Origin of the sequence: Pseudomonas sp. W15Feb9B (assembly GCF_000828175.1) — a bacterium.
Lineage (GTDB): Bacteria > Pseudomonadota > Gammaproteobacteria > Pseudomonadales > Pseudomonadaceae > Aquipseudomonas > Aquipseudomonas parakoreensis.
The window spans coordinates 24,652-51,304 of sequence record NZ_JTKF01000014.1; the positions used below are offsets into that span (position 1 = coordinate 24,652).

General features: G+C 61.1%; 24 protein-coding genes. 13 read left to right on the forward strand and 11 right to left on the reverse strand.

What is annotated here, in order from left to right; all coding sequences use genetic code 11:
• The first annotated feature begins 60 nt into the window (after nt 1-60).
• Together OC71_RS09175 and OC71_RS09180 are read left to right on the forward strand one after the other, a co-directional pair.
• Nucleotides 61-2,814 carry a response regulator gene (locus tag OC71_RS09175; RefSeq protein ID WP_041067576.1) on the forward strand — a complete coding sequence of 918 codons (2,754 nt, stop codon included), beginning with the start codon at nt 61-63 and terminating at the stop codon, nt 2,812-2,814.
• An 83-nt stretch (nt 2,815-2,897) separates the two neighbouring features.
• Entirely contained in the window at nt 2,898-3,887 is a 990-nt protein-coding gene (locus tag OC71_RS09180) for a 2-hydroxyacid dehydrogenase (protein ID WP_041067525.1), read from the forward strand.
• 11 nt (nt 3,888-3,898) lie between these two features.
• Here OC71_RS09180 and OC71_RS09185 read toward each other — a convergent pair whose 3' ends face one another.
• Nucleotides 3,899-4,336 carry a hypothetical protein gene (locus OC71_RS09185; RefSeq protein WP_041067528.1) on the reverse strand — a complete coding sequence of 146 codons (438 nt, stop codon included), beginning with the start codon at nt 4,334-4,336 and terminating at the stop codon, nt 3,899-3,901.
• Nucleotides 4,337-4,469: 133 nt separating this feature from the next.
• On the opposite strand from OC71_RS09185, the gene OC71_RS09190 reads away from it, so the two are divergent.
• Both OC71_RS09190 and OC71_RS09195 read left to right on the forward strand, forming a co-directional pair.
• On the forward strand, nt 4,470-4,904 hold the full coding sequence (locus tag OC71_RS09190) for a hypothetical protein (protein ID WP_041067531.1): 435 nt from the start codon (nt 4,470-4,472) through the stop codon (nt 4,902-4,904).
• Complete coding sequence (locus OC71_RS09195) at nt 4,904-5,308, forward strand: META domain-containing protein (RefSeq protein ID WP_041067533.1); 405 nt, start codon at nt 4,904-4,906, stop codon at nt 5,306-5,308. Before OC71_RS09190 ends, OC71_RS09195 begins: the two co-directional genes overlap by 1 nt.
• A gap of 172 nt (nt 5,309-5,480) precedes the next feature.
• Here the strand turns inward: OC71_RS09195 and OC71_RS09200 are convergent, their stop codons facing one another.
• Entirely contained in the window at nt 5,481-5,948 is a 468-nt protein-coding gene (locus OC71_RS09200; protein ID WP_041067536.1) for a TlpA disulfide reductase family protein, read from the reverse strand.
• A gap of 114 nt (nt 5,949-6,062) precedes the next feature.
• On the opposite strand from OC71_RS09200, the gene arsC reads away from it, so the two are divergent.
• Genes arsC through OC71_RS09215 form a run of 3 tightly spaced genes read left to right on the forward strand, consistent with a single transcriptional unit; the run spans nt 6,063 to nt 7,436 of the window.
• A complete protein-coding gene (arsC, locus tag OC71_RS09205) occupies nt 6,063-6,416 on the forward strand; it encodes an arsenate reductase (glutaredoxin) (protein ID WP_041067539.1) in 354 nt (117 codons plus the stop codon).
• Nucleotides 6,413-7,009, forward strand: a complete 597-nt coding sequence (gene wrbA, locus OC71_RS09210) for an NAD(P)H:quinone oxidoreductase (RefSeq protein WP_041067542.1) — start codon at nt 6,413-6,415, stop codon at nt 7,007-7,009. The genes arsC and wrbA overlap by 4 nt, the downstream gene beginning before the upstream one ends.
• Nucleotide 7,010: 1 nt before the next feature.
• Nucleotides 7,011-7,436 (forward strand): DUF2069 domain-containing protein, encoded by a 426-nt coding sequence (locus OC71_RS09215; protein WP_041067545.1) that lies wholly within the window; start codon nt 7,011-7,013, stop codon nt 7,434-7,436.
• A gap of 113 nt (nt 7,437-7,549) precedes the next feature.
• On the opposite strand, the gene OC71_RS09220 is transcribed toward OC71_RS09215, so the two are convergent.
• Both OC71_RS09220 and ttcA read right to left on the reverse strand, forming a co-directional pair.
• The gene (locus tag OC71_RS09220; protein ID WP_041067548.1) at nt 7,550-8,224 is read right to left on the reverse strand and encodes a DNA-3-methyladenine glycosylase I; all 675 of its coding nucleotides are present in this window, start codon (nt 8,222-8,224) and stop codon (nt 7,550-7,552) included.
• 182 nt (nt 8,225-8,406) lie between these two features.
• The gene (ttcA, locus tag OC71_RS09225; protein ID WP_041067551.1) at nt 8,407-9,231 is read right to left on the reverse strand and encodes a tRNA 2-thiocytidine(32) synthetase TtcA; all 825 of its coding nucleotides are present in this window, start codon (nt 9,229-9,231) and stop codon (nt 8,407-8,409) included.
• A 443-nt stretch (nt 9,232-9,674) separates the two neighbouring features.
• On the opposite strand from ttcA, the gene OC71_RS09230 reads away from it, so the two are divergent.
• Nucleotides 9,675-10,277, forward strand: coding sequence for a Yip1 family protein (locus OC71_RS09230; protein ID WP_041067554.1), 603 nt, complete (start codon nt 9,675-9,677; stop codon nt 10,275-10,277).
• A gap of 148 nt (nt 10,278-10,425) precedes the next feature.
• On the forward strand, nt 10,426-10,920 hold the full coding sequence (locus OC71_RS09235) for a SprT family zinc-dependent metalloprotease (protein WP_041067555.1): 495 nt from the start codon (nt 10,426-10,428) through the stop codon (nt 10,918-10,920).
• Nucleotides 10,921-11,055: 135 nt separating this feature from the next.
• Here OC71_RS09235 and OC71_RS09240 read toward each other — a convergent pair whose 3' ends face one another.
• Both OC71_RS09240 and OC71_RS09245 read right to left on the reverse strand, forming a co-directional pair.
• Nucleotides 11,056-12,237, reverse strand: a complete 1,182-nt coding sequence (locus OC71_RS09240) for a CaiB/BaiF CoA-transferase family protein (RefSeq protein ID WP_041067558.1) — start codon at nt 12,235-12,237, stop codon at nt 11,056-11,058.
• A 257-nt stretch (nt 12,238-12,494) separates the two neighbouring features.
• Nucleotides 12,495-13,829, reverse strand: a complete 1,335-nt coding sequence (locus OC71_RS09245) for a dicarboxylate/amino acid:cation symporter (protein ID WP_041067561.1) — start codon at nt 13,827-13,829, stop codon at nt 12,495-12,497.
• A 350-nt stretch (nt 13,830-14,179) separates the two neighbouring features.
• Here OC71_RS09245 and OC71_RS09250 point away from each other — a divergent pair, with 350 nt between their 5' ends.
• Entirely contained in the window at nt 14,180-15,178 is a 999-nt protein-coding gene (locus OC71_RS09250) for an AraC family transcriptional regulator (RefSeq protein WP_041067564.1), read from the forward strand.
• 144 nt (nt 15,179-15,322) lie between these two features.
• On the opposite strand, the gene OC71_RS09255 is transcribed toward OC71_RS09250, so the two are convergent.
• The 3 genes from OC71_RS09255 to OC71_RS09265 form a co-directional block, all read right to left on the reverse strand.
• Nucleotides 15,323-16,669, reverse strand: a complete 1,347-nt coding sequence (locus tag OC71_RS09255) for an ATP-binding protein (RefSeq protein WP_041067565.1) — start codon at nt 16,667-16,669, stop codon at nt 15,323-15,325.
• Complete coding sequence (locus OC71_RS09260) at nt 16,666-17,343, reverse strand: response regulator transcription factor (protein WP_027612288.1); 678 nt, start codon at nt 17,341-17,343, stop codon at nt 16,666-16,668. Before OC71_RS09260 ends, OC71_RS09255 begins: the two co-directional genes overlap by 4 nt.
• A 151-nt stretch (nt 17,344-17,494) precedes the next feature.
• Nucleotides 17,495-18,100: a membrane protein gene (locus OC71_RS09265; protein WP_041067567.1), complete on the reverse strand. Its 606-nt coding sequence runs from the start codon at nt 18,098-18,100 to the stop codon at nt 17,495-17,497.
• A gap of 141 nt (nt 18,101-18,241) precedes the next feature.
• Between OC71_RS09265 and OC71_RS09270 the strand changes: the two genes are divergently transcribed.
• Complete coding sequence (locus tag OC71_RS09270) at nt 18,242-19,033, forward strand: dienelactone hydrolase family protein (RefSeq protein ID WP_041067570.1); 792 nt, start codon at nt 18,242-18,244, stop codon at nt 19,031-19,033.
• Between the two features lie 167 nt (nt 19,034-19,200).
• Entirely contained in the window at nt 19,201-19,926 is a 726-nt protein-coding gene (locus OC71_RS09275) for a 4'-phosphopantetheinyl transferase (protein ID WP_041067571.1), read from the forward strand.
• 143 nt (nt 19,927-20,069) lie between these two features.
• On the opposite strand, the gene OC71_RS09280 is transcribed toward OC71_RS09275, so the two are convergent.
• Complete coding sequence (locus OC71_RS09280; protein ID WP_041067572.1) at nt 20,070-21,680, reverse strand: ATP-binding protein; 1,611 nt, start codon at nt 21,678-21,680, stop codon at nt 20,070-20,072.
• Complete coding sequence (locus tag OC71_RS09285; protein ID WP_041067574.1) at nt 21,677-22,399, reverse strand: response regulator; 723 nt, start codon at nt 22,397-22,399, stop codon at nt 21,677-21,679. The genes OC71_RS09280 and OC71_RS09285 overlap by 4 nt, the downstream gene beginning before the upstream one ends.
• 857 nt (nt 22,400-23,256) lie before the next feature.
• Between OC71_RS09285 and OC71_RS09290 the strand changes: the two genes are divergently transcribed.
• Nucleotides 23,257-26,151, forward strand: coding sequence for a ribonucleoside-diphosphate reductase subunit alpha (locus OC71_RS09290; protein ID WP_041067575.1), 2,895 nt, complete (start codon nt 23,257-23,259; stop codon nt 26,149-26,151).
• Nucleotides 26,152-26,653: the final 502 nt, after the last annotated feature.

Below are 26,653 nucleotides of genomic sequence, written 5' to 3' on the forward strand. Positions count from 1 at the left end.
CAATGTCGCGTGCCGGACGCACGTGCGAGTCAACAGTTCAGCGGGATGCAGGAGATGGGTGTGCTCAAGAAACTGGGAATCAAAGGTCGCGTATTGTTGCTGACCCTGTTGCCCACCAGCCTGATGGCGTTGGTGCTCGGTGGCTATTTCACCTGGATGCAACAGTCCGATTTGCAGACCCAACTGATGCAGCGCGGTGAAATGATCGCCGAGCAACTGGCGCCACTGGTAGCGCCCGCCATGGGCCACGGCAACACCGATTTGCTCGAACGCATCGCCACCCAATCGCTGGAACAGCCTGACGTGCGCGCCGTCACCTTCCTCGCCCCCGACCGCACCCCGCTGGCGCACGCCGGTCCGACCATGCTCAATCAAGCCCCCAGTGGCGACAGTGCACAACTGCAACGGCGCAGCGGCAATGACGCCACCCGTTATCTGATGCCGGTGTTCGGCAAGCATCGCAACCTCGCCGGCGACGTGATCCCGCAAGAATCCGAGCGCCTGCTCGGCTGGGTCGAACTGGAGCTGTCGCACAACGGCATGCTGCTGCGCGGTTATCGCAGTCTGTTTGCCAGCCTGCTGCTGATCGCCGCGGGCCTCGCCGGCGCGGCCCTGCTCGCCTTGCGCATGGGCCGCACCATCAACCGCCCATTGAGCCAGATCAAACACGCCGTCGCGCAACTCAAGGACGGTCATCTGGAAACCCGTCTGCCACCGCTCGGCAGCCAGGAGCTGGACGAGTTGGCCTCGGGCATCAACCGCATGGCCGGGACCCTGCAGAACGCGCGCGAAGAATTGCAGCACAGCGTCGATCAGGCCACCGAAGACGTGCGGCAGAACCTGGAAACCATCGAGATCCAGAACATCGAACTGGACCTGGCGCGCAAAGAAGCGCTGGAGGCGAGCCGGATCAAATCCGAGTTCCTCGCCAACATGAGCCACGAAATCCGTACGCCGCTCAACGGCATTCTCGGCTTCACGCATCTGTTGCAGAAAAGCGAGCTGACCCCGCGCCAGCTCGACTATCTGGGCACCATTGAAAAGTCCGCCGACAGCTTGCTCGGGATCATCAACGAGATCCTCGACTTCTCGAAGATCGAGGCCGGCAAGCTGGTGCTCGACCATATCCCGTTCAACCTGCGCGACCTGTTGCAGGACACCCTGACGATTCTGGCGCCGGCGGCGCACGCCAAGCAGTTGGAGCTGGTGAGCCTGGTCTATCGCGACACGCCGCTGTCGCTGGTCGGTGACCCGCTGCGCCTGAAACAGATCCTCACCAACCTGGTCAGCAACGCGATCAAGTTCACCCGCGAAGGCACCATCGTCGCGCGCGCCATGCTTGAAGAAGAACATGAAGACAGCGTGCAACTGCGCATCAGCATTCAGGACACCGGCATCGGCCTGTCGAGTCAGGATGTGCGCGCGTTGTTCCAGGCGTTCAGTCAGGCCGACAACTCGCTGTCGCGCCAGCCCGGCGGCACCGGTCTGGGTCTGGTGATTTCCAAGCGCCTGATCGAACAGATGGGCGGCGAAATCGGCGTCGACAGCACCCCGGGCGAAGGCTCGGAGTTCTGGATCAGCCTGAGCCTGCCGAAAACCCGCGACGACACCGAAGATTTGCCGGCCCCACCGCTACTCGGACGCCGCGTGGCGGTGCTGGAAAATCACGAACTGGCGCGCCAGGCCTTGCAGCATCAACTGGAAGACTGTGGCCTCGATGTCACGCCATTCAATACCCTGGAGAGCCTGACCAACGGCGTCACCGGCGCGCACCAGACCGATCAGGCCATCGACCTTGCGGTGCTCGGCATCACCAGCAACGACATGCTCCCGGAGCGCCTGAACCAGCACATCTGGGATCTGGAACACCTCGGTTGCAAAGTGCTGGTGTTGTGCCCGACCACCGAACAGACGTTGTTCCATCTCTCGGTGCCCAACCCGCACAGTCAGCTGCAAGCCAAACCGGCCTGCACGCGCAAATTGCGTCGGGCGCTGGCGGATCTGGCCAACCCGCGCCAGCCGCGCAATGAACCAGGCGAACCGCTGTCGAGCCGTGCTCCGAAAGTCCTGTGCGTCGACGACAACCCAGCCAACCTGTTGCTGGTGCAGACCCTGCTCGAAGACATGGGCGCCAAGGTGCTGGCCGTGGAAAGCGGCTACGCAGCAGTCAAAGCGGTGCAGAGCGAATCCTTCGATCTGGTGCTGATGGACGTACAGATGCCGGGCATGGACGGACGCCAGACCACCGAAACCATCCGTCAGTGGGAAAGCGAACGGCATAGCACACCGCTGCCGATCGTCGCCCTGACCGCCCACGCCATGGCCAACGAAAAACGCGCCTTGCTGCAAAGCGGCATGGACGACTACCTGACCAAACCGATCAGCGAGCGGCAACTGGCGCAAGTGGTGCTGAAATGGACGGGGCTGGCCTTGCGCAATCAAGGCGCGGAGCGCGCCAGCGAGAGTGCGACGGGCAGCAACGAACTGCCCGTGATTGACCACGAAGAAGGCTTGCGCCTGGCCGCCGGCAAGGCCGATCTGGCGGCGGACATGCTGGCGATGCTGCTTGCCTCGCTGGAAGCCGACCGCGAAGCGATTCGCGCCGCCAGTGAAGCCCGCGATCAGAATGCACTGATCGAGCGCGTGCATCGCCTGCACGGCGCGACTCGGTATTGCGGCGTGCCGCAATTGCGCGCGGCCTGTCAGCGCAGTGAAACCCTGCTCAAACAGGGCGACCCGAAAGCACCGGCGGCGTTGGAGGAATTGGAGCGGGCGATCAATCGCCTCGCGACCCAGGCCAGAATCAGCGCCTGACCCATGGCAATACCGGTGTTGGCAACCGCCGATAAAGTGGTGGTGGTCAATATTGACTCGCCACCCCGTTCCAGGAGGAATACATGCGCACGCTCGTTTTCAGCAGCCAGACCTACGACCGCGACAGTTTCCTCGCCGTCGATTGCCCGGGCGGGATAGAACTGCACTTTCAGCAGGCCCGGCTCAGTCTCGACACCGCCGCCCTGGCCGAGCACCACGAGGTGGTCTGCGCCTTCATCAATGACGATCTCAGCGCGCCAGTGCTGGAGCGTCTGGCGGCCGGGGGCACGCGCCTGATCGCCCTGCGTTCGGCGGGCTACAACCATGTCGATCTGCTCGCGGCTAAACGCCTCGGGTTGGCCGTGGTGCGGGTGCCGGCCTATTCGCCACATGCGGTGGCCGAACATGCGGTGGCGCTGATTCTGGCGCTCAACCGGCGCCTGCACCGCGCCTACAACCGCACCCGCGAAGGCGATTTCACCCTGCACGGCCTGACCGGTTTCGATCTGGTGGGCAAAACGGTCGGCATCGTTGGCACCGGGCAGATCGGCGCGACGTTCGCGAAAATCATGCACGGTTTCGGTTGTCAGTTGCTGGCCTACGATCCGTATCCAAATCCGGATGTTGTGGCTTTGGGCGCGCGGTATCTGAGCCTGCCGGAGCTGCTCGCGCAGTCGCGGATCATCAGCCTGCATTGCCCGCTCAATGCGCAAAGCAAACACTTGATCAACCGGGAGTCACTGGCCCATCTGCAACCGGGGGCAATGCTGATCAACACGGGGCGCGGCGGCCTGGTGGACACACCGGCGTTGATCGATGCACTGAAGGACGGCCAATTGGGCTATCTGGGACTGGATGTGTATGAGGAAGAAGCGCAGCTGTTTTTCGAGGACCGCAGCGACCTGCCGTTGCAGGACGACGTGCTGGCGCGGTTACTGACGTTTCCGAACGTGATCATCACCGCGCATCAGGCGTTCCTGACCCATGAAGCCTTGGGTGCGATTGCCGCGACCACCCTGCACAACATCGCGACCTGGGCCGCAGGCACGCCGCAGAACCAGGTCGAAGGCTGAGGATTGGCGGCTTATTTGGGCGACAGCGACGAGGCCAGAATCAGCAGCGCCAGCCAGCCAAACCCGAAAAAGCGCTGTTTCATCGAGTGGCCGTTGCGCAGCAGGAACCAGACAAAGACCATCGGCAACAGAAACACCATGATCTTCAACCAGCCTTCCACCGGACGCGAACCATCGGCGTTGGCCTGAGGCTGCGGCGCGGGCTCGGGCTGCCGACGGCGCCGGCCGACAGCGGCCGGTGTCACTTTCGGCGTCGGCTCCGGAGCTGGTGGCGGAACAAAGGCTTCGGGCACGGATTTGTTGCGCGGCAGGCTGCCGAATGAAATCGTCGCGGCGGCTTGCGCCGGTGTGTGCTCGTGCTGCTGCGCCATCGGAGCACCACAATGAATGCACGCCTTTGCTTCCGAGCTGATGCTGCGCTTGCATTCATAACATTCGATCAACGCCATGTTCCGTTCCCTCAGATTGAAGGGCGGCAGTTTGCCATGAGCGCCAGCCGATTTGAACCGGATCGAAGGTCGCACACGTACGCCATCCTGCAATCCAGCCCGTGCTAGCATGTCGCGCAGATTTGGAGGACCCATGGTCGAACACGATTTCCGCTACACCCTGATGAACCCGCAACACACCCTCACCGAATGCCGCGCCCTTGTACCGGGCCGCTATCAGGTCACCGGCAATGGTGGCTCGATTCGCAACGGTGACGTCCTGTTGGTCACGCTCAAAGGCAGCAAGGACTTGTCCATGCGCCTGACCGTCGACACCGTGCGCCACCTGATCAATCCGCCGGGCCAATGGACCGCGATGACCACCGGCCCGGTATTCGGCGAACTGGCGATCCACACCTGGCAGGTCAACTGCGACAGCTGCGCCAAAGAGCTGAACTTCGAGTTTGCCGTGGACGCCAAGTTGGGCAAGAGCGCCGAGAAGCCGGCCGCCACCGCGCGCATCGCCGAGCTGGGCTGGAAAGCCGTTGGCGACAAGCACTTGTGCCCGAAATGCCAGGAGCCTGCGTGATGAAACGCCTTGCCCTGCCGCTGCTGGTCGGTGCCGGTCTGGTGGGCTGCGCCGCAGAGCCAGTGCAGTTGCAACAGAACCGCAGCTACATTCTGGAATGGATCGGCGAGCGGCCCTTAATGGATTACAGCCACCTGACCGTGACCCTCGGCGACGATGGTCGTGCTTACGGCAATGGCGGCTGCAACCACTGGTTCGCGCCGTACACCCTCGACGGCGACAAGCTGAGCTTCGGCCCGATCGGCAAGACCCGCAAACTCTGCTCCCCGGCGCTGATGGAGCAGGAACAACGCTTCCTGCAGGCGCTGCAAGGCGTTGAGCGCTGGGACATCTCGCCGATCGAGCAGATGCGCTTCTGGCCGGCCGAAGGCAAGCCGTTGCGTTGGTGGCTGGAAGAGGGTTAACCCCCTTCGACGCACACTGAAGTTACTGTGGCGAGGGAGCTTGCTCCCGCTCGGCTGCGTAGCAGTCGCAAAACCGTTAACCGCGCGTTGCCGGAGACACGAGTCAGCAGGGTTTGGGGCCGCTTCGCGGCCCAGCGGGAGCAAGCTCCCTCGCCACAAAAGCCGATTCAGCTCACTTCGTCGCCTGCAACGCCTCCAGCTTCGCCATCACCCCCGCCGCCGTCTGCTCACCCATCAACTGCTCACGCACCTTGCCCTTGTTGTCGATGATGTAGGTCACCGGCAAGGCCTCACTGCGCGGCAGGTCGAACAGGTCGGCCGGATCCTGCGCCAGCACGGTGAATTTGATGCCGAGTTTCTCGCTGGCGCTCTTCAGGTCTTCACCCTGGACGTTGTCGAAGTTGACCCCGAACACACCGACATTCTTGCTCTTGAGTTCGTCCGCCAAATGGTTGAGTTCCGGGATTTCAGTGCGGCACGGGCCACACCATTCGGCCCAGTAGTTGAGCACTACCCATTGTTTGTCCAGGCGCTCGGACGCCACTTTCTGACCATTCTGGTCAATGCCGTAGTCGTTGCCGCAGCCCCCCAGCATCAACGCCCCGATTATCGTCAATGCCGCTGCCAATCGCCGTGTCATGTCATGTTCCCTGGTCAAAAATTGAAGGCGCCTGCGACCCATCGCCTCTGAAGGTTCTGGATTGCGCGCTGCACAGTTAGAATAGCCGCCACTTTACGCCAGAAGCGACCTGCCATGACCGATCTGACGCTTTATCACAATCCGCGCTGCTCGAAATCCCGCGGCGCGCTGGAACTTCTTGAGGCCCGCGGCCTGACCCCGAACGTGGTGCGTTACCTCGAAACCCCACTGAATGCGGTACAAATCAAGGCACTGCTCGGCAAGCTGGGAATCAGCGCGCGTCAGTTGCTGCGCACCGGAGAAGATGAATACAAAATGCTTCAGCTGGCTGACGAAAGCCTCAGCGAAGCGCAATTGATCGACGCCATCGTCCAGCACCCAAAACTGATGGAACGGCCAATTCTTGAAGTCGGCAACAAAGCCGTGATCGGTCGTCCGCCGGAAAATGTGCTGGAGCTGTTGCCGTGAGCGCGCCCTATATTCTGGTGCTGTATTACAGCCGCAACGGCGCGACCAATGAGATGGCGCGGCAGATTGCGCGCGGTGTCGAACAGGCGGGTCTCGAAGCGCGCTTGCGTACGGTGCCCGCCATTTCCACCGAGTGCGAAGCCGTGTCGCCGGACATCCCGGATGAAGGCGCGTTGTACGCCACGCTCGATGACCTGAAGAATTGCGCGGGTCTGGCCCTCGGCAGCCCGACACGTTTCGGCAACATGGCCGCACCGCTGAAGTACTTCCTCGATGGCACCAGCAACCTGTGGCTGACCGGCGCACTGGTCGGCAAACCGGCTGGCGTGTTCACCTCCACCGCCAGCCTGCACGGCGGCCAGGAAACCACCTTGTTGTCGATGATGCTGCCGCTGCTTCATCACGGCATGCTGATCACCGGCCTGCCGTACAGCGAGTCGGCGTTGCTGGAAACCCAAGGCGGCGGTACGCCGTATGGCGCCAGTCATCACGCCGGGGCCGATGGCAAAAAAGGTCTGGATCCGCACGAGATGGCGCTGTGTCGCGCACTCGGCGCACGCCTGGCGAAAACCGCGCAAAAACTGGAGGGCTGACATGGCCCGGAAGCCGAAAGTCCTGCCCAGCGTTGAATGGCTGGAGCCGCGTGTACGGGCGATGCGGGTTATCAGTCTGCTGTGCTTTTTCGGCCTGGCAGGATTGCTGGCGGCTTATTACCTGGTGTTCGCCGACCTGCACGGCGCTCGACCGTGGGTGATCCTGCTGGTCGAACTGATCCCGTGGCTGATCCTCGCGCCGGGGATGCTGATGGGCAACGCACGTGCGCACTCGTGGATGTGCTTTGTGGTGAATCTGTACTTCATCAAAGGTGCACTGGCGGCCTATGACCCGAACCGGCAGCTGTTTGGCGTGTTGGAGATGGCCGCGAGCCTGGCGCTGTTCTGCTCGGCGCTGCTGTATGTGCGGTGGCGGTATCAGTTGAATCGCAAGCTGGCTGGCGAGGGCGAAGTCTCTGTCGCCTGACAGATCGCTATCGCTGGCAAGCCAGCTCCCACCGTTTTTGTGTCGATCACAAAATTGTGTTTCAACAAGGATCCTGTGGGAGCTGGCTTGCCAGCGATTGAAGCAACTCGATGTCAATGATTGACAGTGTACGCGAGCATCATCGAAATCTGACTCATCGGCCGCCCGCCACTCTGCTCATGCCACTGATTGAACGCGTTCTGCACAATCGCCAGATCGCGCAGACTGGTCGGCGCCTTGTCGACGATCTTCTGCGCATTCAGCGCCGCGACCACGTCATAGCTCGGCACGAAGGTGTCCTTGCCGACCATGCGCAGGAAGCGTGGTGCCGACAGCCCACCTAACTGACTCCCGTGTTTTTTCAGGTAGGTCCACAAACCGACGATATCGGTCACCGGCCAGTCGGCGATCAGCGCGCCGAAACTGCCCTTCTCCTGCTCGACATCGAGAATGAACTGCGCATTGCGCGGCACGCTCTTGAGCTTGCCCAGGTGGCGGATGATCCGCGCGTCCTGCATCAGGCGTTCAAGATGTTCGGCGCTCATCAGCACGACTTTTTCCGGATCGAATTTGAAGAACACCTCTTCGAAAGCCGGCCACTTGGCGTCCACCAGGCTGTGCTTGAGGCCGGCGCGAAAGACGCGCAGGGCCATGGTCGAGAGGTAGCGGTCGTCGCTGATCTTGCGCAATTGCGCGGGAGTCTTGGGAACGGGCAGATGGGCTTCCAGTTCAGCCGCCGAGCCGAAGCGGTTCAGACAGTATTCGTGCAGCCACTTGTAATCGCGCATGCCCTCTCCTATCGAATGAAACGAAAAACCCCATGTGGGGGCAGGCCCTGTGGTGAGGGGATTTAGCGAAACGTCGCACCGCCCCGATGAGGAGCAAAGCTCCCCCAGAAAAGCTGGGGCTGCTGCGCAGCCCATCGGGGATAAATCCCCTCACCACAGGGCCGCTCCCACAGGGAAAGGGTTTACAGGTTGACGACGTTAACGAAGCGCGAAGCCGCGGTCTCGTCGATCTTCAGGCTGGTGAAGTCGAACAGGTTGCGGTCGGCCAGTTGCGACGGCACGACGTTCTGCAGACTGCGGAAGATGCTTTCAGTGCGGCCCGGAGTCTTGCGCTCCCAGTCCTGAAGCATTTCCTTGACCACCTGGCGCTGCAGGTTTTCCTGCGAACCGCAGAGGTTGCACGGGATGATCGGGAATTCCTTGAAGTCCGAGTAGGCCTGGATGTCTTTCTCGTTGCAGTAGGCCAGCGGACGGATCACCACGTTGCGCCCGTCGTCGGCGCGCAGCTTCGGCGGCATCGCCTTGAGGGTGCCGTTGAAGAACATGTTGAGGAAGAACGTCTCGACGATGTCATCGCGATGGTGACCGAGGGCCATCTTGGTCGCACCGATTTCATCGGCAAAGGTGTACAGCGTGCCGCGACGCAGGCGCGAGCACAGCGAGCAGGTGGTCTTGCCTTCGGGAATCAACTCCTTGACCACCGAGTAAGTGTCTTTCTCGACGATGTGGTACTCGACGCCCAGCTCTTTCAGGTAGGCCGGCAGCACGTGCTCGGGGAAACCCGGCTGCTTCTGATCCATGTTCACCGCGACGATCTCGAACTTGATCGGTGCAACCTTCTGCAGGTGCAGCAGCACGTCGAGCATGGTGTAGCTGTCCTTGCCCCCGGACAGGCAGACCATGACCTTGTCGCCGTCTTCGATCATGTTGAAATCGGCGACCGCTTCGCCGGCCAGGCGGCGCAGGCGCTTTTGCAGTTTGTTCTGGTTGACCGTAAGAGTGCCCATGACGCGAAATCCGTGAGGTGTGACGAAAGGCGGGCATTTTACGCAAAAACCCGGGGAGCGCGAAGGGCCGTGGGTCTGTCCCTTTCAACCGATCCCCTGTGGCGAGGGAGCTTGCTCCCGCTGGGGTGCGAAGCGCCCCCAAACCTGCAGTCGCTATTTTCCTGACTCACCGAACTGCAAGGATTGGCGACTGCTGCGCAGCCGAGCGGGAGCAAGCTCCCTCGCCACAGAGGTGACCCAGCCTCAAATGCGCAAGACCCTGCCGCGATTACGCCCAGTGTTTACAGCGCAATTTGCTCTAAGCCCCTAGTCCCTGTGCGGTTAAGTCCTTTCTATACTGCGACATAAGGTCGCATACATCTGAAGACCTGTATTTGCTCGGCCACCTTGGCCCGTAGGCGCTCCGCTGGGGGGCGATGGCAATAACAAGAGGAGTGACTGGCATGATCCATCACGTAGTGGGACTTTTTACCCACCCCGATCAGGAATGGAAGGAAATCCGTGGCGACCAAGAGGAAAGCATCAGCCACATGTACCTGACGCACACGCTGATCCTGGCGGCGATTCCGGCCGTTTCGGCGTTTATCGGCACCACGCAGGTCGGCTGGGTGATCGGCAACCGCGCGCCGGTGATGCTCACCGTCGAAAGCGCAATCTGGATGACCGTGATGTCGTACCTGGCAATGCTCGGCGGGGTCGCGATGATGGGCGCCTTTGTGCACTGGATGGCCCGCACGTATGACGCCAATCCAAGCCTGGCGCGTTGCGTGGCGTTCGCGACCTACACCGCCACGCCGTTGTTCGTTGGCGGGCTGGCGGCGCTGTATCCGCATATGTGGCTGGGGATGATCGTCGGCACGGCGGCCATCTGCTACACGGTGTACCTGCTGTACGTCGGGCTGCCGACGTTCATGAACATACCGTCGGACGAAGGCTTCCTGTTTTCCAGCTCGGTGCTGGCGGTGGGTCTGGTGGTGCTGGTCGCCATCATGGCGTTCACCGTGATTGTCTGGGGCCTCGGCGTGGGGCCGGTGTATACCAACTGACAGGCGTTATCCCCGAGAACAACAAGATCTGCCAATACAGGCCGCCGCAAGGCGGCCTTCTCGTTTCGCGAATGACCATTCGGCAGGTCAACGATTCGCAAGTCCTGGAGGTTGCGGCATACTCGACGCCTCTGGAGATCCATCAAGCATGCCCGAGCAACTCAATACCCGCGTCGAAGACTGTTACCAACTCGCTGAAGCCTTTTTCAAACGTCATTTCCAACGCCCGGTCGTCAGCCTCAAGCTGCGCGGGCAAAAAGCCGGTGTCGCGCATCTGCACGAGAACCTGCTGCGCTTCAACCCGCAGCTGTACCGGGAAAACACCGAACACTTCCTCAAGCAGACCGTGGCCCACGAAGTCGCGCACCTGATCGCCCATCAACTGTTCGGCGACCGCATCCAGCCGCACGGCGAGGAGTGGCAACTGATCATGCGCGGGGTTTATGAACTGCCACCGGATCGTTGCCACACCTACGCCGTGAAACGCCGCAGCGTGACCCGCTATATCTACAAATGCCCGTGCGCCGACAGTGATTTTCCGTTTTCGGCGCAGCGTCATAGCCTGGTGCGCCAGGGGCGGCGGTATTTGTGCCGGCGTTGTCGCAACACTTTGGTGTTCAGTGGTGAGATGCGGGTGGAATAGCCGGTTCGTTGCTGCATTGGAGGGCCTCATCGCTGGCAAGCCAGCTCCCACAGGTTTTGTGCCGAACACAGAGCCTGTGAACACCCCAAAGAAACTGTGGGAGCTGGCTTGCCAGCGATGAGGCCAGCACCAACGCTAGAGAATGACCTTGGCCGCACGCAATTGAGCAATCCGCTCAGCATCAAACCCCAACTCCCCCAGCACCTGCTCCGTGTGCTGTCCCAACTTCGCACCAACATGCCGCGGCGCCGGCAGCGCCTCGGAGAATTTCAACGGACAGCCGATCTGCGCCTGAGTCGTACCGTCGCCACGCGGCACCTGGGTCACCAGTTCCCGTGCCTGCAATTGCGGATGCTGCACCGCCTCGCTCAGGTTCAAGACCGGTTCGACACAGGCATCGACTCCGGCGAACAATTCACACAGCTCGGCAAAGTCGTGCCTCTCGAATTCAACTTTCAGCGCATCCTTCAATAACCGTTGGTGTTCGGGTTTCGGCGACAAGCCCTGCGCCGCCAGCTCCGGCCGGCCCAACGCCGCGCACAGTTGCTGCATGAACCCCGGTTCCAGACTGCCCACCGACAACCAGCGCCCGTCGCGCGAGCGGTAATAGTCATAGAAGCTGCCGCCATTGAGCATCTGGTCTTCCCAGTGCGGTTCCTCGCCACAGGCCAGATATCCGGCGCCAGCCATGGCGTTCAGGCTGAAGGCGCAATCGGTCATGCTCACGTCCAGATGCGTGCCCTGCCCGCTCTGCTGCCGGGCGATGACCGCCGCCAGCAGGCCGATCACCCCATGCAGTGAACCGCCCGCGATATCCGCCACCTGCATGCCCAACGGCAACGGCCCGCTATCGGTGCGGCCGGTGTAGCTGGAGAGCCCGGCCAGCGCCAGATAATTGATGTCATGCCCGGCGCGATCCTTGTACGGGCCGGTCTGGCCGTAGCCGGTGATCGACACGTAAATCAGCTTCGGGTTGATCGCCTTCAACGCCTCGTAGCCCAGCCCCAAACGTTCCATCACCCCGGGACGGAACTGTTCCAGAACGATGTCGTATTCGCCCAGCAACTGCCTGATCACCTCCAGCGCCTCCGGCTGCTTGAGATCCAGCGCCAGGCTGCGCTTGTTGCGGTTGAGGTAAGCGTGGCTGGCGGACACCCCTTGATCGTGCGGCGGCAACACCCGCAGCAGGTCCATGCGCGTGGGCGACTCGATGCGCAGCACTTCGGCGCCCATGTCGGCCAGCAACAGCGAGGCGAATGGCCCCGGTAGCAGGGTCGAAAAATCGAGAATCTTCAGTGAGGCCAGCGGTGCGGACATGGGCGAGCTCCTTGTGCGATGCACTCAGACTAGGCAGCGATGCCGCGCACGGCAATCACCGGATGTGTCAGCGGCAGTGACCGTAATGCTCAAATCGCAGGCAATAAAAAACCTGCCGAAGCAGGTTTTTCAGGACACCTGTGGCGAGGGAGCTTGCTCCCGCAGGGGCGCGAAGCGGCCCCATTCTTCAAAGAGGGGCCTGCTGCACAGTCCGGCGGGAGCAAGCTCCCTCGCCACAAGGTATTACCAAATTGCAGTTACTTGACGTTGCTCGGGGTAGCACCTTCAGCCACACCCAGGTCGTCTTCCGGACGGGTGTCAGCAATACCGCGACCACCCGAAGCCAGCTCGGCTTGCAGCACGTCGGTGTCCAGCTCTTTCACCCACTTGGCAACCACGATGGTCGCCACGGCGTTGCCGACCAGGTTGGTCAGGGCGCGGGCTTCGGACATGAAGCGGTCGATACCGAGGATCAGCGCCAGACCGGCCACCGGCAGGTGACCTACCGCCGACAGGGTGGCGGCCAGCACGATGAAGCCCGAACCGGTCACACCGGCGGCGCCTTTGGACGACAGCAGCAGCACCACCAGCAGGGTGATCTGATGGGTGATGTCCATGTGCGTGTCGGTGGCCTGAGCAATGAACACGGCGGCCATGGTCAGGTAGATCGCGGTACCGTCGAGGTTGAACGAGTAACCGGTCGGGATCACCAGACCCACGACGGATTTCTTCGCGCCCAGACGCTCCATCTTGATCAGCATGCGTGGCAGTACCGATTCCGACGAGGAAGTGCCCAGTACGATCAGCAGCTCTTCACGGATGTAACGGATCATCTTCAGCACGCTGAAGCCGTGCATACGGGCAATGGCACCCAGCACGATCAGGATGAACGCCAGGCAGGTGATGTAGAAGCAGGCCATCAGCTGACCCAGCTGCACCAGCGAACCGACACCGTAGGCACCGATGGTGAACGCCATCGCACCGAAGGCACCGATTGGTGCGAGCTTCATGATCATGTTGATGATGTTAAACATCACGTGGGCGAAGCGATCGATGAAGTCGAGGATCGGACGGCCATAGTCACCCAGGCGGTGCAGGGCGAAACCGAAGATTACCGAGAACATCAGCACTTGCAGGATGTCACCGGTGGCGAACGCGCCGACGATGGTGGTCGGGATCACGTTGAGCAGGAAGCCGACAACGCTCTGGTCTGCGCCTTGCTGCACATAAGTGGCGACTTTCGAGGCGTCCAAAGTGCTGACGTCGATGTGCATGCCGTTGCCCGGCTGCACGATGTTGACCACGATCAGACCGACCAGCAGGGCGATGGTCGAAACGATTTCGAAGTACAGGAGTGCGTAACCGCCGGTCTTGCCGACCGATTTCATGCTTTGCATGCCAGCAATGCCGCTGACCACGGTGCAGAAAATGATCGGGGCGATGATCATTTTGATCAGCTTGATGAACCCGTCGCCCAGCGGCTTAACCGCCACACCGAACTGCGGGTAGTAGTGACCAAGGGCAATACCGATGATGATCGCGACGATCACCTGGAAATACAGGGATTTGTACAGTGGCTGACGAGTCGTCATTGCAAGTGTCCTCAAGCGTCCCGCGGGCAACATCCATCTGTTGAGCGCAGAACCTGAATTGCGAACCCTCCTGCACTGGAGGGATTTGTTGTGTCGAGCAGCGTTTTTCCAGCGGAAAGACGCACACTTCTGTCGCTCTTATCGCAAACGCCGTGCCACTTTGGTGCGATTCGCTGCAAGCCTTTTGATATCAGGGTATGCAGGGTATTTTTTGTCACCGCCCGGTGACGCAGGTGTGGCGGATTTCCGCCAAGTCAGCGGATCTCGTCCTACAATTTGGCGGAAATCCGCCTTGTTGCCCTGCGCTTGCCCCGGCTACCATCCGGCGCCTGAGGAAGGATCAGCCGCTTATGCGCGAACGTACCATCGCCAGTCATTTCGCCCGCGCCGCCCTCGGTGGCGCACGCCGTTCGGGATTCGACTATGCGCCGTTGCTGCAGCAACTGGGCATCAGCCCCGAGTTGCTCGATGAGCCACGGGCACGCATCGCCCCGGAACAATTCACCCAACTGATCCAGAGCCTGTGGCTGGCGCTGGATGACGAATACCTGGGCTTTGGCAACGCGCCGAGCAAACCCGGCAGCTTCGCGATGATGTGCCACGCCTTGATCCACTGCCGCAATCTGGAGAAGGCACTGCAACGCGGTTTATTGTTTTATAGCCTATTCCCCGAAGCCCCGCGCCTGAGCCTGAGCCGCGAAGACGAATGGGTGCGCCTGAGCCTCGATGATGCGCAGTTATGGGACCCGGATCACTTTCTCAGCGAGAGCCTGCTGGTGATCTGGCATCGCCTCGGCAGTTGGCTGATCGGCCAGCGGATTCGTCTGGAGCAGGCCACCTTCAGTTACCCGAAACCGGCGCAGGGTGCCGAGTACGACCTGCTGTTCCCCTGCCCTTTGGTGTTTTGCGCCGAGCAGAGCAGCCTGCTGTTTCACAGTCGCTACCTGCACATGCCGCTGTTGCAGGACGAACGCACCTTGAAGCATTTCCTCGAACGCTCCCCCGCCGACCTGTTGTCGCGCCCGGACGACGGCGACAGCCTCAGCAGCCGCCTGCGCCGTTTGCTCAGCCGCGACAGCGCGCACTGGCCGGACCTGGAGGCCGTGGCTGCGCAGTTGCACATCAGCCCGCAAACCCTGCGTCGGCATTTACGTGAGGAAGGCAGCAGTTTTCAGGAATTGAAGGATCAGTTGCGCCGCGACATCGCGATTTATCACCTGGGCCGGGCGGATCTGTCGTTGCAGCAGATTGCCGAGCAACTGGGGTTTTCCGAACCGTCGGCGTTTCACCGGGCGTTCAAGAAATGGACGGGGCTGACACCGGGGGCTTATCGGGCGCAGGAGCAGTGATCTGCTCGCCGTCTGTGGCGCCTTGACTGGCCTCATCGCTGGCAAGCCAGCTCCCACAGGTGTTGATGTCGTTCAAGGAATTTGTATACGACTCGGACACTGTGGGAGCTGGCTTGCCAGCGATGGCGCCCGAAAGACCAACACCTAAACCGCAGGAAACTGAATCCTGAATGCCGCCCCGCCCATCGGCGAATCTCCGAGCATCAACTTGGCGTTGTAGCTTTCGATGATGTCCTTGACCACCGCCAGCCCGATGCCCTGCCCCGGATGCTGGCGATCCAGTCGTTCGCCGCGCTCAAGGATTCGCGCGCGCTGATTCGGCGGTACGCCGGGGCCGTCGTCTTCGATGCACAACTCGATACCGGTCAGGCTCTCGCGCACGCTGATGCGCACTTCGCTCAGGCACAGGCGATAGGCGTTTTCCAGCAGGTTGCCCATCATCTCCAGCAACGCGCCCTGTTCGATCGGCACATAACATTGCTCCGGCAGGTCGAACGCCACTCGAACATGTTTGTCGCGGTAAACCTTGTCCAGCGTATCGCACAGGCTCTGGAGCACCGGCCGCAGCCGCACCTGATGGCGCACCAGACCGCTTTTGCGCAGGCTGGCCCGTTGCAGTTGATAGCTGATCTGCTGGCTCATGCGTTCGATCTGGGTTTGCAGCACCCAGGCCTGATCGCGATCTTCCGGGCGTTGGGCCATGTCTTCACTGACCCCTTGCAACACCGCCAACGGGGTTTTCAGGCTGTGCGCCAGGTCATCGAGAGAGTCGCGGTACCGGCTGCGTTGCTGGCGTTCACTGTGCAGCAAACGGTTGAGCGATCCGGTCAGACGCAGCAGCTCGCGCGGGTGCTGTTCGGTGAGGCTTTCGCGGGTGCCGCTTTCGATTTCGTCGAGTTCCTGACTCAGCCGACGCAGCGCCTTGAGGCCCCAGGTCAGGCCGATCCACAACAGCGCCAGCAGCACCAACAAGGCAGCGCCGAAGCCCAGGTAGAGGTTCTCGCGCAGGCCTTCAAGGGTGTTTTCATATTCGCGCACCGGTTGCAGCGCAACGATACTGAAAGCCGCGCTCTTGCCGCCGAGCAGTTTGACTTCGACGTCGTAGACGAAGAACTCCTGGCCGTTGCTCTCGCGGATCCGCGCGAACTCGTTACCCATGCCGTCGTAACGCGGCTTGTAGTTGATCTGCTCTTCCTGAGTACCTTTCGAGCGCCAGACCAGTTTGCCCTGGCGGTCGTAGATGTAGCCGAGCAAGCGGTTGTCGGTGAGGTTGAAACGTTCATCCGGCAACTGCGTCGGCATCACCAGTTGGCCGCTGTCGATGCGCGCCGCCGAGATCAGCGTGGTGACATCCGAGGCCAGGCGCTGCTCGATCGAGTCCTGCAGTGCCAGGCTGAACGCGCCCTGCATGGCCGGCAGCAAGCCGAGCATGAACAACACCGCCAACGTGGTGGCGGCGAGCATCAAGCGAACGCGAAGAGAACGAATCAAGTGCAGCGCTCATTGAACAGGTAGCCGAGACCACGCACGGTATCGATCGGCTTGAACCCGCCCGGGCCTTCGAGCTTGCGGCGCAAGCGGCCGACCAGCACTTCGATCACGTTCGGATCACGCTCGTCGTCGTCCGGATAGAGCTGTTCCATCAGGCGATCCTTGGGCACCACTTGCTGGTGGTGGCGCATCAGGTATTCGAGGATGCGGTATTCGTAGGCGGTCAGCGCCAGCGGCTCTTCATCCAGTGACGCCTGCTTGCGATTGAGATCAAGCAACAGCGGCCCGGCGACGATGGTCGACTGGGTGAAACCGCTGGAACGGCGCAGCAAGGCGTTGAGGCGCGCGTCGAGTTCTTCGAACTGGAACGGCTTGACCACGTAGTCGTCGGCACCGGCGGCGAGGCCTTCGACCTTGTCCTGCCAATTGCCGCGCGCGGTGAGGATCAGGATCGGAAAGGTCTTGCCGCTCGAGCGCAACTGGCGAATCAGGTCCAGACCGCCCATGCCGGGCAGACCGAGGTCGATCACCGCCAGATCGAAGTTGAACTGTCCGGTCTGGTACAGCGCCTCTTCGGCATTGGCCACGGACTCGACCACGTGGCCACTCTCCGTCAGACGGGTTTGCAGGTGATGGCGCAACAGCGCTTCATCTTCGACGACCAACAGTTTCATAACGCTCTCCCGGGCAAATCAAAAACTCCAACAACGCATGTGTGGGAGCGGGCTTGCTCGCAAAGGCGATGTACCAGCCAACAGTGTTGTCGACTGATAGACCGCTTTCGCGAGCAAGCTCGCTCCCACAGGGTCTAGAGCGAACCGCGCTTTAGAAAGCGTAGTTCGCCGACAGGTAAGTCTGGGCGCTGCTGGTCAAGTCCAGCGAGCCTTGCTTGCTGCCACCGCTCTCTTTCATTTCGGTGCTGGCGTTGCTCATCAGGTAACGGTAACCGAGTTCCACCGAAATGTTCTGCGCCACTTGTTGCAGCACACCGAACTGGCCACCAACGGCGTAACCGATGTCGCTGTCACGGCTGTAGCCTGGCGAATCCTGGGTCAGCTTGGTCAAACCGGCCGTGGCACCACCGAACAGTTTGGTGCTGCCGCCCACTGGATAGAACAGATCGTAGCTGCCCAGCAGGTTTTCCTGGCGCAGTTTAATGCCATTGTGCGAACCGGACACGTTGTCGTAAGTGGCGTAGTAGCGACCTTGCGAGTTTTGCTGACCGAGGCGCACGCCGTAAGTGTTGTTGCCATCGATTGCGCCGCTGGCATCCGGGTGGCCAAGGTTGTCGTTCAGCGCGTGGGACTTTTTGACCTTGTCACTGGTCTGGCCGAACGTCAGGCCGGCGAAGTTGCTGGTGTCATCGGCATGTGCCGCAAGGCTGGAGCCCAACAAGGTAAAAGCCAGCAGCAGTTTGTTCAGACGATTCATCGCATTTCCTCTTTCACAGTGCTGTTTGGGTATGGCGCAAGGTTACTGACCTGCCCCTGTACCTGCCCTGAACACTCTCTGAACCTGCGCTGAATCAAATCGACTAGGCTGTCCTGACCACTTTCGATAAGGAGACCGACCATGCGCCTGTTTTTCGTCCTTGCCCTGCTCGCCGCCAGCAGCCTGGCCAACGCTGCGATCAAGACTCAGGAGATTCCTTACCAGAGCGCCGACGGCACCCGACTGATCGGCTATTACGCCTACGACGACGCGATCAAGGGCAAACGCCCGGGCGTGGTGGTGGTGCATGAATGGTGGGGCCTGAACGATTACGCCAAACGCCGCGCCCGCGACCTCGCCGAACTGGGCTACAGCGCCTTGGCAATCGACATGTATGGCGAGGGCAAGAACACCGAGCACCCGAAAGATGCGATGGCGTTCATGCAGGCCGCGACCCAGGATGCCGCCGCCTCCAGCAAGCGCTTTGAGGCCGGGCTGAATCTGCTGAAAAAGCAGCCGCAGACCGACGTCAATAAAATCGCCGCCATCGGCTACTGCTTCGGCGGTGGCGTGGTGCTCAATGCGGCGCGTCAGGGCGAGCCGCTGGCGGGCGTGGTGAGTTTCCACGGTGCGCTGGCGACCACCACCCCGGCGACGCCCGGCAGTGTGAAAGCGAAAATTCTGGTCGAGCATGGCGCGCTGGACAGCATGGTCACTGCCGACAACGTCACCGCGTTCAAATCTGAAATGGACAAGGCCGGCGCCGACTACAGATTCGTCAGCCTCGACGGCGCCAAGCACGGTTTCACCAATCCGGATGCCGATCGCTTGAGCCACGGCGATCACGGTGGCCCGGATATCGGCTACAACAAAGCGGCCGATGAAAAATCCTGGGCGGACATGAAGGCGTTCTTCCAGAAAATCTTTGGCTGACCCACTTCGCCCCCTGTAGGAGCTGCCGAAGGCTGCGATCTTTTGATCTTGCTTCTTAAGATCAAGAACAAAAGATCGCAGCCTTCGGCAGCTCCTACAGGGTCAGCGACGCCTGATACAGGTTTTGGCTCTACCCAGCATCCGCGCCAACCGGCAAAATGCCCGCCATGAATTCCAGCCCGCCCCTCCCCGCCTGCTGCACCCCGCTCGACGCCCATTGGCCGTTGCCCAACGTGTTGCCCGACACCGTCCTGCTCAGCACCCGTTTCGACCCGAAGCAACTGCTCGGCGATGACTTCCAGCGCAGCGCCATCGAGCCGCCGCCGAGCATTCAGCGCTCGGTGGCCAAACGGCAGGCCGAGTTTCTCGCCGGGCGGATTTGTGCCCGGGCTGCGCTGCAGCAACTGGAAGGCTCAAACGTGATTCCGGCGATTGGCGAAGACCGTGCGCCGGTGTGGCCGGCGCACATCTGCGGCTCGATCACCCACAGCACCGGACACGCGGCGGCGATTGTCGCCAACAAGCGACACTGGCGCGGCTTGGGCATGGATCTGGAAAACCTGCTCGAGACCGAGCGTGGCGAACGCCTGGCCGGGGAGATCCTCACGCCAGCGGAATTGCAGCGCATGGCCGCCGGCTCGCGAGAGCAACTGGGGTTGTGGGTGACCCTGACGTTTTCGGTGAAAGAGAGCCTGTTCAAGGCGCTGTACCCGATTGTGCAGAAGCGCTTTTATTTCGAGCACGCCGAGGTGCTGGAGTGGACGGAACAGGGTCAGGTTCGCTTGCGCTTGCTGACCGATCTTTCAGGTGAATGGCGTCATGGCACCGAGCTGGACGCGCAGTTTGGTGTGCAGGATGGGCAGTTGTTGAGTCTGGTCAGCATCCCTGCCTGAAGATTTTTCAGCGCCGCTGAGGGGCCCATCGCTGGCAAGCCAGCTCCCACAGGTTTCAGGGGTGTATCCAAAATCTGTGCTCACCACGGACACTGTGGAAGCTGGCTTGCCAGCGATTGGGGCCGGCAAAACCAGCATAAAACTCAGCGGCGCTCCTGATTCCTCGGCCAGCTCAGACTGAAACAGGCCCCACCCAGACTCTTGCTCTTGTTGATGAGCGCCCGCCCGTCATGCCAGTGAATGATCCGCCGCACAATCGACAGACCCAGCCCATGCCCGCCCGACGCCCGTGTGCGGCTGTCATCCAGACGCAAGAACGGCGTGAAGATGCGCTCCCACGCCGACTCCGGCACACCCGGCCCGTCATCCTCGACATCCACCCGGCAGCGCAGCTGCCCAACCTGATAACTCACCGTGACGTTCGAGTGCGCATGGCGCATCGCGTTGCTCACCAGGTTCTGCAACGCGCGGTGCAAAAAGCGCGGCTCGGCCTCGACCCAGGCGCCGTCATTATCGGCAGCGGACAGGCATAACCCGCGCTGCACCGTGACCTCGGCACGCAACGGCGCCAGTTCTTCAATCACTTGATTGACCAGCGCATCGAGGTCGATGCGTTGAAAGGTCAGCGCGGGCGACCCCTGCTCCAGCCGCGCGTAGGTGAGCATTTCGTCCACCAGCTTATCGAGATCCTCGATGTCGTGATCCATGCCCTCGCGGTACTTTTCCAGCGCCTGCGGGGTGGTGGCCGAGCCGATCATCTCCAACCCGAATCGCAGACGCGCCACGGGTGTACGCAACTCATGGGACACCGCGCGCACCAGTTCGCGCTGGATCGCCAGCAACTGCTGCAAGTGCTCGGCCATGCCGTTGAACGCTGCCGCCAGCCGCCCCACCGAGTCAGCGCCACGAGCCGGCACTCGGGTTTCCAGACTGCCCTTGGCGATGCGCGTGGCTGCGGCTTCGAGACCGCGCAGACGTCGTTCGAGCTGGCGCACCAACAGATAAACGATCAGGCCGATCAGGCTCAGGCCGAGGGCCGCAATCAGCACCAGCCATTGCGGCGGATACGGATTCATCTGATACAGCGGACCGATTTCCAGCACCCACGGCGTGCCGACCATGCCGGCAAACACCCGGATCGAATCCCCGCCCTTGCCCAGCGCCATCACCGTATCGCCCTCGGACACACGGCGGCTCTGGTCTTCGTCCATGTCGGCCTCGTTGACCGTGACCAGGCGCAAATCAAAACCGAAACCTTTCTCCTCCTTTAACTGCGCCAGCCGCTTGGGCTGTTCGCCAACCGGCACCCGCACCAGTTCATCGGCCAGCAGGTAAATAGTCGCGCGGGCCAGTTGTTCGCTGATCTGCTGGACGTCGCCGGTCAGCAGCAACTGTTCCTTGTCGCTGACCAGTCGATAGACCCGCGCCGCATGCGGGCCGGTCTGCTCTACCAAGGCCTGACCGCGCTGCACCCGGGCGCGCTGAGAGAGGTCCAGATCGGTCTCGGAAAACGTCTTCAGCGCCAGCGGAATCCCCAGCAGACGCTCCCAGACCAACAATGCCCGGTGGCGCTCGGTTGCGTTCATCGGTTGCAGGTTGTCGGCCATCAGCGAGAACGTGCCGTGGGCCAGGCGCTCGCGGTATTGCTCGCTGCGCACCTGATTGAGCAGGTGCAATGCCAGCACCCCAAGCACCGCCACCAGAATCAGCGCCGCGCACATGCCGCCATAGATGCGCAGGAAGATCGAGTTCACAGCGCCAGATCCACACAGGCTTCCGGAACGAACAGATAGCCTTTGCTGCGGATGGTCTTGATCAGGCGCGGATGATCGGGGTCATCGCCGATTTTCGGGCGGATGCGCGAGATGCGCACATCGATCGAGCGGTCCTGACCGTCATAGCCGATGCCACGCAGCGCAGTGAAAATTTCTTCGCGAGAGAGGATTCGTCCGGCATTCGACACCAGCAGCCAGAGCAGGTCGAATTCGGCGCTGGTCAGTTCGATGCCGCTGTCACTGAGCCAGGCTTCGCGCAAGGCGTTGTCCACCACCAGCGGGCCGAATTGCAGGCGACGGCTTTTTTCCGTGACCGGCTCGGCGCTGTCACTGCGCCGCAGCAAAGCCTGAATCCGTGCCAGCAACAGCCGTGGGCGCACCGGTTTGCACACGTAATCGTCGGCACCGAGGTCGAGGCCCTGGATCTGGTCGGCATCGTCGGTGCGCGCGGTGAGCATCAGGATCGGCCCGTCGTAACGGTCGCGGACCTTGCGGCAAATGCTCAAGCCGTCTTCACCGGGCAGCATCAGGTCGAGGATCACCAGGTCCGGCTGCTCCTTGATGATCCGCGCCGCCGCCAGCGCACCGTCGCCTTCGATCTCCACGCGCAATCCATTGGCTTGCAGGTATTCGCGGGTGAGTTCGGCCAGTCTCTGGTCGTCCTCGACTATCAATACCTGCCAGGCTTCTTGCTCCACCGGTGACCTCTGCTTGCTGTTTTTGTTAATAAGGCAGAAACACACTGCCCCCTGTAGGAGCTGCCGCAGGCTGCGATCTTTTGACCTTGCTTTTTAAAAGCAAAAGATCGAAGCCTGCGGCAGCTCCTACACAGGCGTGCGGTTGCCCGCAGATTCCGATGCTCCCGTCTTTTTGTCATCTTTTGGGAGCATAAGAATGGGTAAACGCCGCCCGATTGTATAAACGGCGTATCGGCAGAACACAAGTCGGCAAATGCGTTCGGACACGGCGGTTTTTTGTGATAGGGTTCGCGCCCTTAAAAATCCGCTGAAGCGTTTTTCCCGCGTGAAAAACAGTGACAAACGGTCTAGCTCAGCAGGTTCGCGGCCTACACGCGAATCAGCCCTTTCGCACACAATTTACGCACAGGTTTATCCACAGGCTATACGTTGCAATACTCCCCCGAAACGCATTATCTTGTAGCCCGTGCGCAAAAAAACCCTACATGTAGGGGTTAGCGCTAAAAAACCAAACACAAACCGGACAGTGAATTCAAGGCTTTTTATTGCCATTGTCGGGTTGAACCAAACGTATTTTCAGAAGCCCAAACCGCGCCTGCGGATGGCTACCGTTTTTCGGTCGACCACGACGATAACGGTACGGGTGTTGCAGTGACGAATCTGCTCCCCGAAAGGAATGCGGTTTCACGCGTAAAGCGCGAACCGAAGACTTCGGCATGGAAGCGGCGCCCACAAGGCCCCCTTCCTGAACTGTCCCGAAGTCGTTATGCCCGGCGCGTGCCGGTTGTAGTGCTTCAGGACGGAACGGTGGGCACCTTCATGGTGCCCAAACAAACATAGAGAACGTGGAGACACCCATGCAAACCGACACAACTCGCGAGAACCCGCAGGGCACCTTGCCGCAGGCCGCCGATTCGAATTCGGATCTGGCCGCCACCGCGCCTGGTCAACTGCGCGTGATCAAGCGTAATGGCACTGTCGTTCCTTACACCGATGACAAGATCACCGTCGCTATCACCAAAGCGTTTCTCGCAGTTGAGGGCGGCACCGCTGCCGCTTCGTCGCGAATCCACGACACCGTTGCCCGCCTGACCGAACAAGTCACCGCGACCTTCAAGCGTCGCATGCCGTCGGGCGGCACCATCCACATCGAAGAAATCCAGGACCAGGTCGAACTGGCCCTGATGCGTGCCGGCGAGCAGAAAGTCGCTCGCGACTACGTGATCTACCGTGACGCCCGCTCGAAAGAACGCGCAGCTCATACCCCGGTCGAAGCCGCGGTCGACGCGCACCCGTCGATCCGCATCACCCGCGCCGACGGCAGCCTCGCGCCGCTGGACATGGGCCGCCTGAACACCATCGTCACCGAAGCCTGCGAAGGCCTGGCTGAAGTCGATGGCGATCTGATCCAGCGCGAAACCCTGAAAAACCTGTACGACGGCGTGGCCCTGAACGACGTCAACACCGCATTGGTGATGACCGCGCGTACCCTGGTTGAACGTGAGCCGAACTACTCGTTCGTCACCGCCCGTCTGCTGATGGACACCCTGCGTGCCGAAGGCCTGGGCTTCCTCGGCGTGGCCGAAAGCGCCACTCACCACGAAATGGCCGACCTGTACGCCAAGGCACTGCCGGCTTACATCGCCAAAGGTATCGAGTTCGAACTGCTGAACCCTGTGCTGGCCTCCTTCGACCTGGAAAAACTGGGCAAGGCGATCAACCACGAGCGCGATCAGCAATTCACCTACCTGGGCCTGCAGACCCTGTACGACCGTTACTTCATCCACAAGGATGGCGTGCGTTTCGAACTGCCGCAGATCTTCTTCATGCGCGTGGCCATGGGCCTGGCGATCGAAGAGAAGCAGAAAGAAGACCGCGCGATCGAGTTCTACAACCTGCTGTCGTCCTTTGACTACATGGCTTCGACCCCGACTCTGTTCAACGCCGGTACCTTGCGTCCACAGCTGTCGAGTTGCTACCTGACCACCGTTCCGGACGACCTGTCGGGCATCTACCACGCGATCCACGACAACGCCATGTTGTCCAAATTCGCTGGCGGCCTGGGCAACGACTGGACGCCGGTGCGTGCACTGGGTTCGTACATCAAGGGCACCAACGGCAAGTCGCAAGGCGTGGTTCCGTTCCTCAAAGTAGTGAACGACACCGCCGTAGCCGTTAACCAGGGTGGCAAGCGCAAAGGCGCTGTGTGTGCCTACCTGGAAACCTGGCACATGGACATCGAAGAGTTCATCGAACTGCGCAAGAACACCGGTGATGATCGTCGTCGTACCCACGACATGAACACCGCCAACTGGATCCCTGACCTGTTCATGAAGCGTGTCTTCGATGACGGCAAGTGGACCCTGTTCTCGCCTTCCGAAGTACCGGATCTGCACGACCTGACCGGTAAAGCCTTCGAAGAGCGCTACGAGTACTACGAAGCCCTGACCGAGTACCCGGGCAAGGTCAAGCTGTTCAAGACCATCCAGGCCAAAGACCTGTGGCGCAAAATGCTCTCCATGCTGTTTGAAACCGGCCACCCGTGGCTGACTTTCAAGGATCCGTGCAACCTGCGTAGCCCGCAGCAGCACGTCGGCGTGGTTCACAGCTCGAACCTGTGCACCGAGATCACCTTGAACACCAACAAGGACGAGATCGCCGTTTGCAACCTGGGCTCGATCAACCTGCCGAACCACATCGTCGACGGCAAGCTGGATACCGCCAAGCTGCAACGCACCGTGAACACCGCCGTGCGCATGCTCGACAACGTGATCGACATCAACTACTACTCGGTGCCGCAAGCGAAGAACTCCAACTTCCGCCACCGCCCGGTCGGTCTGGGCATCATGGGCTTCCAGGACGCGCTGTACCTGCAGCACATCCCTTATGGTTCCGACGCGGCCGTCGAGTTCGCCGACAAGTCGATGGAAGCGGTCAGCTACTACGCGATCCAGGCGTCCTGCGACCTGGCCGACGAGCGCGGCGCGTACGAGACGTTCAACGGTTCGCTGTGGTCCAAAGGCATCCTGCCGCTGGATTCGCAACAGATCCTGATCGAACAGCGCGGCCAGAAGTACATCGACGTTGACCTGAACGAAACCCTGGACTGGGCACCGGTTCGCGCCCGTGTACAGAAAGGCATTCGTAACTCCAACATCATGGCCATCGCACCGACCGCGACCATCGCCAACATCACGGGCGTCTCGCAGTCGATCGAACCGACCTACCAGAACCTGTATGTGAAATCGAACCTGTCGGGCGAATTCACCGTGATCAACCCGTACCTGGTTCGCGACCTCAAGGCTCGCGGTCTGTGGGACTCGGTCATGATCAACGACCTGAAGTACTACGACGGTTCGGTGCAGCAGATCGAGCGCATCCCGCAAGAACTCAAAGAGCTCTACGCGACCGCGTTCGAAGTGGACACCAAGTGGATCGTTGACGCCGCCAGCCGTCGTCAGAAGTGGATCGACCAGGCCCAGTCGCTGAACCTGTACATCGCCGGCGCCTCGGGCAAGAAGCTCGACGTGACCTACCGCATGGCCTGGTACCGTGGTCTGAAAACCACTTACTACCTCCGTGCCCTGGCCGCGACCAGCACCGAGAAGTCGACCATCAACACCGGCAAGCTGAACGCTGTTTCCAGCGGCGGCAACCACGGCGACGATTCGGTTCTGGCAGCTCCGGCCGGTCCGGCGCCAGTGCCAAAGGCTTGCGCGATCGACGAGCCGGATTGCGAAGCTTGCCAATAAGCTGAGCCGGATCAGGCGTCGCGAGACGCCTGATGCTTCCAGGCAAAAGAAAACCCCCGACAGACTTCTGGTGTGTCGGGGGTTTTCTTTTGTCCGCCATTTACCTGTAGGAGCTGTCGAGTGCAACGAGGCTGCGATCTTTTGATCTTTAGTGCTCTGCCAAAGATCAAAAGATCGCAGCCTTCGGCAGCTCCAGAGGATGAGTACATCTGGCAGGCCGCCATCGCTGGCAAGCCAGCTCCCACAGGGACTGGATGCATTCGGATAGAGAGTGGTCGGCTGGCAGGCCGCCATCGCCAGCAGGCTGGCTTCCACAGAAGAGCAAAAGCCAAGCGCGTGCTTTTCACCACTCAATCGCCGAGTGTCAGCTCGCCGAAAGCTTTTGATTTTGCCGTACCGGCCCCGTCGGCAGGCTGAGTGGAGGGATTTATCCGGGGGTGGGAGCGCAGCGACCGTTTGGCGCAGCCAAACACAGCGAGAGGAGGTGCAGCGAAGCAAACCG